Here is an 8,796-nt window from a genome sequence, read left to right as displayed (position 1 = left end):
TCTGATGTTTATTAGAGCCAGGGGCAGAGGCGCGGCGTGAGGTCGGGGGCGGAGCGAAGGCCTCGGTCTCACTTTCGATATCCATATGGGCCTGTGGGCCGGTTGTAGCCGTGGTCGAGGCGGCGTGAGGCAGATGCAGCGGTGCCGGGGCGGCCTGCCGGCGGCGCATGCGGGAAGCGCGCACATTAGGCACCACCAGAGCCGGTTGCAGCGCGTAGTCAAAGATCACCTTAATCGCGCGCGTCTGAGCACGCCGCATGGCTGTACTCAGAGCGTGGCGATAGTCAGTCAGAGCGAAACGGTGAGTAATCAACTGCTCGGGGGCCAGCAATCCCTGAGCGATCAACTCACAGGCGACAGCAAAAGTTGAACGGCGGCCTGGCTGCTCTGGCGGCCAATACTCCTGGCCGTGCGTCAGTGAGCCGAGCAGATTCACCTCGCGCGACCACACGGGGGTCAGGTCCAGGTGCAAGCGGTGAAGACTGCGACCAACCAGGACAACGGTGCCGCCGGCGCGTGTCCAGCGCAGTGCATCTTGAATGGTCTGGCTCTGACCCACAGTATCATAGATCACATCGTAGCCGCCCATCACGATCGGTTGGCCGAGCGGTCCGCTAACCAGCTCGGCGCCCGTGACGCGCGCCACCTCGCGATAGCGGTCCTGGGGATAGATTATATGGGTCGCACCCAGACGGGTGGCTCGCTCCACCTGGAAAGCGTGGCGGGCCATCACTCCCACGACTGCCTGCGGTACCAAAGCCCGCACCACCTGCAGCGTCAACAGGCCAATCGTGCCCGCCCCAATAATGAGCACCCGCTCGTCTGGCTGTGGCGGACAGCGCAGCACCGCATGCAGGGCCACCGCCGTTGGCTCCAACATCACCGCCTGTTCGTCGCTGAGCAACGGCTCCCCTGGCTTCTCAGGCGACTCAGGTAGCTGGAAAAGCTGGCGCTCGTGAACGAGCATCTCCTCGCTCCAACCCGAGCCGATCTGAGCGGGTCCGGGCTGATAGGCCCGCTCGCAGAGATTATAGTCACCGGCAGCGCAGGCCCTGCAGGGCGGCTGCGCGCCCGAAGTCAGGCAGTGAGGGGCGTACTGCAGCACTACCGTATCGCCCACCTGCAAGGTCTGAACCGCATCGCCCACCTCGATCACCTCACCCACCACCTCATGGCCCGGGTACAACTGCTGGCCGGCCAGAGCCGCCGCCACCCGCGGATCAACATCAGCAGCAATCAAGGCCAGATCGCTGCCGCAGATCCCTGCCAGTCGGTTGCGCACGCGCACCCAGTCGGGGGCTGGTAAAGGGCGCCGGGGCAGGTTTTGGACCTGCAGCGGAGCAAACGATGAAAAATACACCCCCCGCCAGAAGTGCCCTAGCAGCGAAGTCACAATCGCCCGTTTGGGGTCAAGATCCAGGGTTGACATCCACATAGCGGTAGCCCTCCACCGCGCATGCTCAGCTCACATAGCCGCTCCTACACACAGGAGAGAGCGCCTCTTTTCGCTCACCGGTTGCATGCCTGCCTGTCTGCTTCTTTGCACTCCAATGAGTGGCAGTCGTCGTCATAAGCAGCGTTGCAGCGATCGAAGGCAGTGTACCATGTGCACAATGCGCGGTCAATGCTCATAGGGCCGTAAGCCTGTCAGCCTGCCAAGAATCAACCGGCTCATGGATGAGGCAATGTGTGAGGTCCAGAGCGGCCTGTAAAGGAGCTACTGCTGCCGATCAAAGAGGCGTCGGAGACCAGCGAGAGGACAGGGATCGGGTGGAGAGCGGGGCAGATCCGGGAGGAGCCCGAGCCGGAATCAGGCCGGGGCTGAGAGTAACGGTGGTGCTAGGACTCCGTTCCAGACGCCGGCGGCAGAGGTCGCGTCGGCGAACCGGAGAGGCAGGGCAAAGTCAGGGTGAATACCGACCCTTTATCTGGCTCGCTATGCACGCTCACCTCGCCCTGATGAGCGCGAGCGATCGCCCGGGCAATCGCCAGGCCCAGACCGGCCCCGGGGATCGCGCTGCCATCGGCGCGGCTTGGCGGAATATGGCGACCGCGATAAAAGCGCTCAAAAATATAAGGCAGATCCTCGGGCGCGATGCCTGGCCCATTGTCAATCACCTGGATCTCACCGAGATCGGCATGGCGATCAAGGCGGACAATCACCTGGCCCTCGGGAAAGGGACGCCCATACTTCACGGCATTGTCCAGCAGGGCGGCCAGCGCCTGCTTCAGGCGGTCCATATCGCCGTGAACAACCAGCCGCTCCTGAGTGGCCAGCTCCAATTGAATGCGTGGACCCTGCTCGCCAGAGAAGAGGCGGGCCTGCTCAACGCTCTCGACCGCCAGCTCCACCAGATCCACCGCGCGCACCTGGAGAGGACGACCCTCCTCCAAGCGAACCAGTGTCAACATGTCATTGATCAGGCGTGTCATGCGCTCGGACTCGTTCTTAATCAGGCGCAGAACACGCTGAAGGAGCTCAGGGTTCTCCACCGGTCCGCGTAGCAGCACCTCCGAGAGGCCGCGAATTGATGTCAGAGGAGTGCGCAGCTCATGAGAGGCACTGCTGAGGAGACGCTGGACGCGGGCCTCGCTCTCGTGCTGGTGGGTCGTAGCCAGCTCCACCTGTCCCGCGAGCGCGTTGAGGCTCTGGCCCAGACGAGTCAGTTCATCAGGGGCTGGGGGAGAAGCCGAGGAGGGCAGCAGTGCGCGCTGGCTGAAGTCCCCCCTGGCCAGAGCCTGGGCGACCTGAGCCAGTTCCTGCAAAGGGCGCAGCAGCAGCGCCGTTATCAGTGCGCTCAAGCTCCCAAGCAACAGAACCAGTAGCCCATAAGCGCATACGAAGGCGAGCGGCGTATTTAGAGACCTCACATGAATCAGCAAGAAGATCAGCAGAGCCATCAGCGCCAGGCCCAGGGCCAGAATCGCGAGCTGCAAGAGAGCCAGGCGCAGACTCAGACGGTCTAGCGGCAGGCGCACAGAAGCAGCCACCAGCGGACCGGCGGTCAGGGGACGCCGCCGAAGAGCAGCCAGCGCCGCGGCCTCAGCCTGATCAGCCGTGTGGCCGCTGCCCTGCCCTTCCCGAATCATCGTTCCATCCGCTAATGACTCATTCCTCTTCCCGTCATCTGTGGACCCATCGGGAGCTCCTTCCGTGCGTATCCTTACCGTTCCTCGCTCGGCTGGCATAACAGCTATCCCTGGCCTTTCAGAATATAGCCGACTCCGCGCACCGTCTGGATTAGACGGGGAGAACTGGGAGTATCTTCAATCTTCTCGCGTAGGTAGCGCACATACACCTCGATAATATTCGTCTCCCCAAGAAAATCGTATCCCCAGACGCGATTGAGGATCGTCTGACGATCCAGCACCTGGCGCGGATGGGTCATAAACAGATGTAACAGATTATACTCTGTGGCGGTCAGCTCGATAGGACGGTTGCCGCGACGGACCTCGCGCGTAGCCGTATTCATCCAGAGGTCCTCGAACTGCAGAATGTGCGCGGAGTCAGGAGAGCCAGCCCGCTCGCCATGTCCGCTGCGGCGCAAGCGGCGCAGGATGGCGCGTATACGCGCGACCAGCTCCTCGAAGCTGAAGGGCTTTGTCAGGTAGTCATCGGCGCCGCTATCGAGACCAAGTACTCGATCGCGCACATCATCTCTGGCCGTCAGCATCAAGATTGGCACATCGCTTGTCACCGGATTCTCGCGCAAGCGACGGCAGACCTCCAGACCATCCATATCCGGCAGCATCAGGTCCAGAATCACAATGTCGGGATCACAGCGCTGTGCCGCCGTCACTCCCTGCTCGCCGTCGGGGGCCGACACCACCTCGAAGCCCTCGTAGTGGAGACCCAGCTTGATAAACTCGATAATCGACTGCTCATCGTCGATCACCAGCGCCTTGAGGGGCCGTTTCTCCTGATCGGTGCCTTCGTGAACCGCTTGCGGCATGGCTTGCATCCTTCTGTGTGGGATTCAATTTTCATTATAGTTACCACGCAGCAGCAGTGCAAGGCGTGAGCCGGCAAGGGTCGCTCAGCAGGACAGGCAGAGTACACTGTGTACCGATCGACTGCCTCTCTGCTTACGGTTGTCTTCGTGGGCCTCGGCCTGGTTGGCAAATATCAGAGCGGTGACCAGCTGCACCGTATGTATGACCGTACGTCCTAGTCTTGAGCTAAAGGGCCTCAGCCACCTCGTCTCACAGCACCCTGGCCAGCGATTCGTCAGAAAGAGAGCTAGGCAGGGCGCTCGCCACGAGGGAGCTTCAAGGGGGCCCGGCTCTTGCCAGCTCGATCAAGCTCAGCAGCTTTGGCCGCCACCGTAGGTTTTCCACCTATCCCTCCCACGAGAAAGGCGATAGAAGAGTTTCAGTAAAAGAACGGAAGTGTCTTGCGTTTTGGCAAAGTGTTTCTCATTGTCTTATCCTGGTTAGTGGTAGCGGTCTTAAAAAACTCTTAAGAGCGCTGCACATTGATTGACAAGTGAGAGGGGACTCATTACAATGGTATTGATAGAGACGGCTCACGTAATCAGCAGGAGGCAGATTCATGGCAGTTGTGCATCCCGACTTCTATCGTCATGAGCACCTCGTTCGCAAGTCAATTCAAATTCCGTTGACCCAGCACCAGGAGCTGAAAGCGCTGGCGATGGAACTGGACTCCTCCCTCGGGGATGTTGTGGAGACAATCATGGAACTTATGCGCCGGGATAACTACCAGCAACTGCGTCAGGCGATCCTCCAGAAACGCGAACAGGCTCTTTCCTCCTTGACTCACTCCCTCGATGAGGCGTATGCTTATCTAGGATCTCTCCCTGAAACTCTCGAAGATGCCCGATTTTATTTTGAGGCCGGGCGTGAAGGTATCGTTGCATGAGTAATGAGGCCAGGCAAACATCGCCCAGCCCCAGCCATAGCGAGGATTCTGCCAATCGAATACGCGAAATGCCTAGTCCCAGGCGCGGCGAGATCTGGGATGTTAACTGGTCTCCCGGGCGCGGCGCGGAGCAGCAGGGTATCCGCCCTGCCTTGATCATCCAAAATGATCGAGGTAACGCTTCCCCCACTTATCCTTTGACGATTGTTGCCTCGATGAGCCGTACAGAGCGTGAACTGCCCCTGCACGTGCGCATCGCGCCAACGCCGGAAAACGGATTGACCGACTTCACTGATGTAAAGTGTGAGCAGATCATGACCATCGAGAAGTCGCGCCTGATCCGTAAACGCGGGAGCATTACCAAGGAGGAACTCGCCCGCGTCGATATGGCGCTCAAAATCAGCCTTGATCTACTCTCCTGATCACCAGGAAGGAGGGTAGCCCTGGCAGAAGAGAGGAGGCCCCGCCGGAGCAGCCCGACGTAGGTCAATCTGCTCTTCCCTCCTGTGGGCACTGGTGGCGTCTATGTTAGAGATTACTCGTCTGTGTTATGCCTGGCCGCTTGCCTGAAAGGCACATCGTCATCTGACAACCGCTGGCGTGGCGGCACTGAGTGAGGTCGCTCCATGCGGCCAAGCGGTCGGTGGATTGGCGCGCGTATGAGCGACTGCTGCAGCTCTCAAGCAACCCTCAAGCAAGATTGAGATAGCGGTGGAGGCTGGGCCTTTTCCTCTCGTCGATCCGCTTCTTTTCCCGCTGGCTGACCTCCTTTGCTTGAATTGGCTGGTGTGAGCCAACCGCCAATGTGCTACAATGGAGACCAGATGTTCAGACAAGACCGCAGGAGATGATCAGCTATGGAGCAGAGAACGGTCGGAACGGTTGATGTGAAGCGCAGCTTTCCTGAGATGCTCAAAGGCGGCGTCATTTGCGACGTTGTCAATCCCGAGCAGGCCAAGATCGCGGAGGAAGCCGGGGCCGTCGCGGTTATGGCCCTGGAGCGGGTTCCTGCCGATATCCGCGCTCAAGGCGGCGTCGCCCGCATGACCGACCCCGAATTGATCATTCGCATCAAAGAAGCTGTCACCATTCCCGTCATGGCCAAGTGCCGCATCGGCCACTTTGTCGAGGCGGAGATCCTCCAGGCCATTGGCGTTGACTGCATTGATGAATCGGAAGTGCTCACGCCTGCCGACGAGCAGTTCCACGTCAATAAGCATTTGTTCTCGGTGCCCTTTGTCTGTGGCGCGCGCGACCTGGGCGAGGCCCTGCGCCGGATCGGCGAGGGGGCGGCCATGATCCGCACCAAGGGTGAGGCTGGCACCGGCAATGTGGTGGAGGCGGTGCGCCATATGCGTGCCATCCAGGATGGCATCCGTCGCCTGCAGATGCTCCCCGAAGAAGAGCTGATGACCGAGGCCAAGCGCCTGGGCGCCCCCTATGAGCTGGTCTGTCAGGTTGCTCGCACTGGCAAGCTACCCGTAGTGAACTTCTCGGCAGGTGGCATTGCTACCCCGGCAGACGCTGCGCTCATGATGCGTCTGGGCGCAGAAGGCATTTTTGTCGGCTCTGGTATCTTCAAGTCCGGCAATCCGCTCAAGCGGGCCCGTGCCATTGTGCGGGCAACCACCCATTTCGATAATCCCCAGATCCTGGCTGAGGTCTCGCGCGACCTGGGCGAGCCAATGGTGGGTATCAATCTCGATACCTTGCCCGAGCAGGAGCTGATGGCCCGCCGCGGCTGGTAGCTGTTGAAGAGAGAGCTACCTGGGCCTGGACTGGCTCGCCCGCTCCGCCGGCTCATCGCCTCGCTCGCAGCAGACCGAGGCGGGTCGGCGGAGCGTCTTTTTACAGGCGGGATGAAAAGTGACGGTCATGGGCGTTTTCTCTCATCAGAGAGTGTCTGCAGCACAACGAAGGAAGGAGGGGGCGGTGCAACGGAAGATTGTGGTGACCGGGCACCGCACAAGTAGACGATGATCCACAATGGACAGGAACGACCGCTGATCGGTGTGCTGGCTCTCCAGGGGGATTTTGAAGCGCACCTGAAGGCGCTTTCAAAGCTGGGCGTGGCAACACGCGCCGTAAAACTCCCTGAGCATCTGACCGATTTAGATGGTATAATAATACCCGGTGGGGAGAGCACCACTATCGGCAAGCTGATGATTGATTATGGCCTCGATAGGCCGCTTAAAGCCTTGATTGAGCAGGGCCTCCCCGTCTGGGGAACCTGTGCCGGCTTGATTCTGCTGGCCAAAAAGACGGACAACGCTCTGGAAGGCCAGCCCTTGCTGGCTGTGATGAACATCACTGTCCGTCGTAATGCGTTCGGTAGTCAGCGGGAAAGTTTTGAAACTGATCTGTCGATACCCGTGCTGGGTGAAGCACCGTTTCATGCCTTTTTCATTCGCGGGCCAGCCGTGTCGGAAGTCGGCCCGGGTGTAGAGGTGCTGGCAACGCTCGATGATGGAACCATCGTCGCTGTCCGCGAAGGCAACCGGCTGGGTACCGCTTTTCACCCGGAGGTTTCCAGAGATCCGCGATTCCATCATTACTTTCTCCGCCTAGTACAGAGCGTTCGGAAGTAGAGGCGTGGCGACGCGACCAGGCGGTAGGCCCCGTTACCCGTTCCTTGCCAGACGACAGAGAACCAGAGACGCAGGGTCGCTCAACGGCGGGAGAACAGGGACCGGACAGACGGGTGCGGGGCTTGGCACGCGCCACTGAGCGTGGACGAAGTATAGAGATCTGCCTCTGCTTGGCGCAGGAGCACTGATGATACGACCGGTACCCTATGTTGACCTACCGGGAATCATCTACGCATTAGATCGGCGCGCCCGCATGCGACAGCGCGCACTGGCGAACTTCGTGTGCTGGCTGGAACCGGTAGAGCACCGTGCTTCATGGCCTCCTCTCCTGCGCAATATCTTTCCTCTCGATCCGGTAGCACGTACCTGGCTGTGTGAAGATCGCTGGCGCATCTTAGGATTCGCCCAGGTACGCGAGCGCCCATCGGGAACGATGTGGGAGCTGACCTATCTGGCTTCAATGCTCCAAAGCGCCTTCTCCGGCGAGGACATCCTCACTGCCCTGCTTGACTACGTCCTGGAGATGGCCGCCTCCCACGGCGTCCTCCGCGTCTTCGCCAGAGTCGAGGAGTCGCTGCCGGAGTTGGAGCTGTTCGCTCGCAGCGGCTTCCAGCGCTATACGCGCGAATTCACTTATGTCTGGGGGTGGGAGGAAGAGGAGAACGAAGCTGCTGCGCCCGGCGAAGAAGAGGTTAACGCCTCGCCCAAAACCAGGCAGCCCTCCCCCGGGCTGATCCTCAGCCCCACTCCAGCCGAGCGCCTGCAGGAGCTGGCTTCGTTGCAGCGCTGGAGCCGTCATCATGTCTGGGGTCTGCACCAGCTCTATCGCGCTGCCACGCCCCAACGGGTGCAGATGGCCGAGTTGCTGGAGAATAGTGAGGAGTATGCCCGTCTGCTCGTCGGCTCGCAGCGTTCAGGACTCCTGCCACTTGGACGCCGGTGCGAGACCTACGTCTGTGATATGGGGGTGCGTCTGGGCGCCTGGCTTCAGTTGCGCCGGGGGCATGGCACAAGGCCGCATCAGCTCTCACTGATTGTTCACCCAGAGTATGCTGATCTGGCTGAGCCGCTCGTTCGCTTCGCCTGCCAGCGTCTGCTGGAGAGCGACAGGCGCCCTATCTATTGTCAGGTGCGCGAGTATGAGGGCGCCGTTATCAATGCCCTGCGCGCCAGCGGCTTTGCGCCAAAAACCACCAGGGTCTTGCTTGTGCGCCACATGGCCTATCTGGCTGTGAGACAGCGCGTCGTTCCTGCATTAGAACAACGAGTAATCTACGGCGTGAAGGGTCTGGGCACGGCCAACTCACGCCAGACTATGAGGTGATTAAA

General features: G+C 60.3%; 8 protein-coding genes. 5 read left to right on the top strand and 3 right to left on the bottom strand.

Features of this window, described 5'->3' with window-relative positions; genetic code table 11:
- The 3 genes from IRZ31_RS08200 to IRZ31_RS08190 all read right to left on the bottom strand — a co-directional run.
- The coding region (locus tag IRZ31_RS08200; RefSeq protein ID WP_297152224.1) for a zinc-binding dehydrogenase at positions 1 to 1,435 on the bottom strand (1,435 nt) is incomplete at its 3' end.
- 404 nt (positions 1,436 to 1,839) lie between these two features.
- The gene (locus IRZ31_RS08195; protein WP_297152221.1) at positions 1,840 to 3,090 is read right to left on the bottom strand and encodes a HAMP domain-containing sensor histidine kinase; all 1,251 of its coding nucleotides are present in this window, start codon (positions 3,088 to 3,090) and stop codon (positions 1,840 to 1,842) included.
- Positions 3,091 to 3,194: 104 nt separating this feature from the next.
- Positions 3,195 to 3,953, bottom strand: a complete 759-nt coding sequence (locus IRZ31_RS08190) for a response regulator transcription factor (RefSeq protein WP_112430537.1) — start codon at positions 3,951 to 3,953, stop codon at positions 3,195 to 3,197.
- 599 nt (positions 3,954 to 4,552) lie between these two features.
- Here IRZ31_RS08190 and IRZ31_RS08185 point away from each other — a divergent pair.
- The 5 genes from IRZ31_RS08185 (at position 4,553) to IRZ31_RS08165 (ending at position 8,791) form a co-directional block, all read left to right on the top strand.
- Positions 4,553 to 4,879, top strand: coding sequence for a hypothetical protein (locus tag IRZ31_RS08185; RefSeq protein ID WP_112430539.1), 327 nt, complete (start codon positions 4,553 to 4,555; stop codon positions 4,877 to 4,879).
- 68 nt (positions 4,880 to 4,947) lie between these two features.
- Complete coding sequence (locus IRZ31_RS08180; protein WP_297152214.1) at positions 4,948 to 5,301, top strand: type II toxin-antitoxin system PemK/MazF family toxin; 354 nt, start codon at positions 4,948 to 4,950, stop codon at positions 5,299 to 5,301.
- A gap of 435 nt (positions 5,302 to 5,736) precedes the next feature.
- On the top strand, positions 5,737 to 6,627 hold the full coding sequence (gene pdxS, locus IRZ31_RS08175; protein ID WP_112430543.1) for a pyridoxal 5'-phosphate synthase lyase subunit PdxS: 891 nt from the start codon (positions 5,737 to 5,739) through the stop codon (positions 6,625 to 6,627).
- Between the two features lie 228 nt (positions 6,628 to 6,855).
- Positions 6,856 to 7,467 carry a pyridoxal 5'-phosphate synthase glutaminase subunit PdxT gene (gene pdxT, locus IRZ31_RS08170; protein ID WP_112430545.1) on the top strand — a complete coding sequence of 204 codons (612 nt, stop codon included), beginning with the start codon at positions 6,856 to 6,858 and terminating at the stop codon, positions 7,465 to 7,467.
- Positions 7,468 to 7,654: 187 nt separating this feature from the next.
- Positions 7,655 to 8,791, top strand: coding sequence for a hypothetical protein (locus IRZ31_RS08165; protein ID WP_297152197.1), 1,137 nt, complete (start codon positions 7,655 to 7,657; stop codon positions 8,789 to 8,791).
- The last annotated feature ends 5 nt before the right edge of the window (positions 8,792 to 8,796 follow it).

The sequence above is a fragment of the Thermogemmatispora sp. genome, from assembly GCF_019683635.1.
GTDB lineage: Bacteria > Chloroflexota > Ktedonobacteria > Ktedonobacterales > Ktedonobacteraceae > Thermogemmatispora.
The sequence above is the reverse complement of the archived record's forward strand: the minus strand, read 5'-3'. Positions and strand labels throughout refer to the sequence as shown.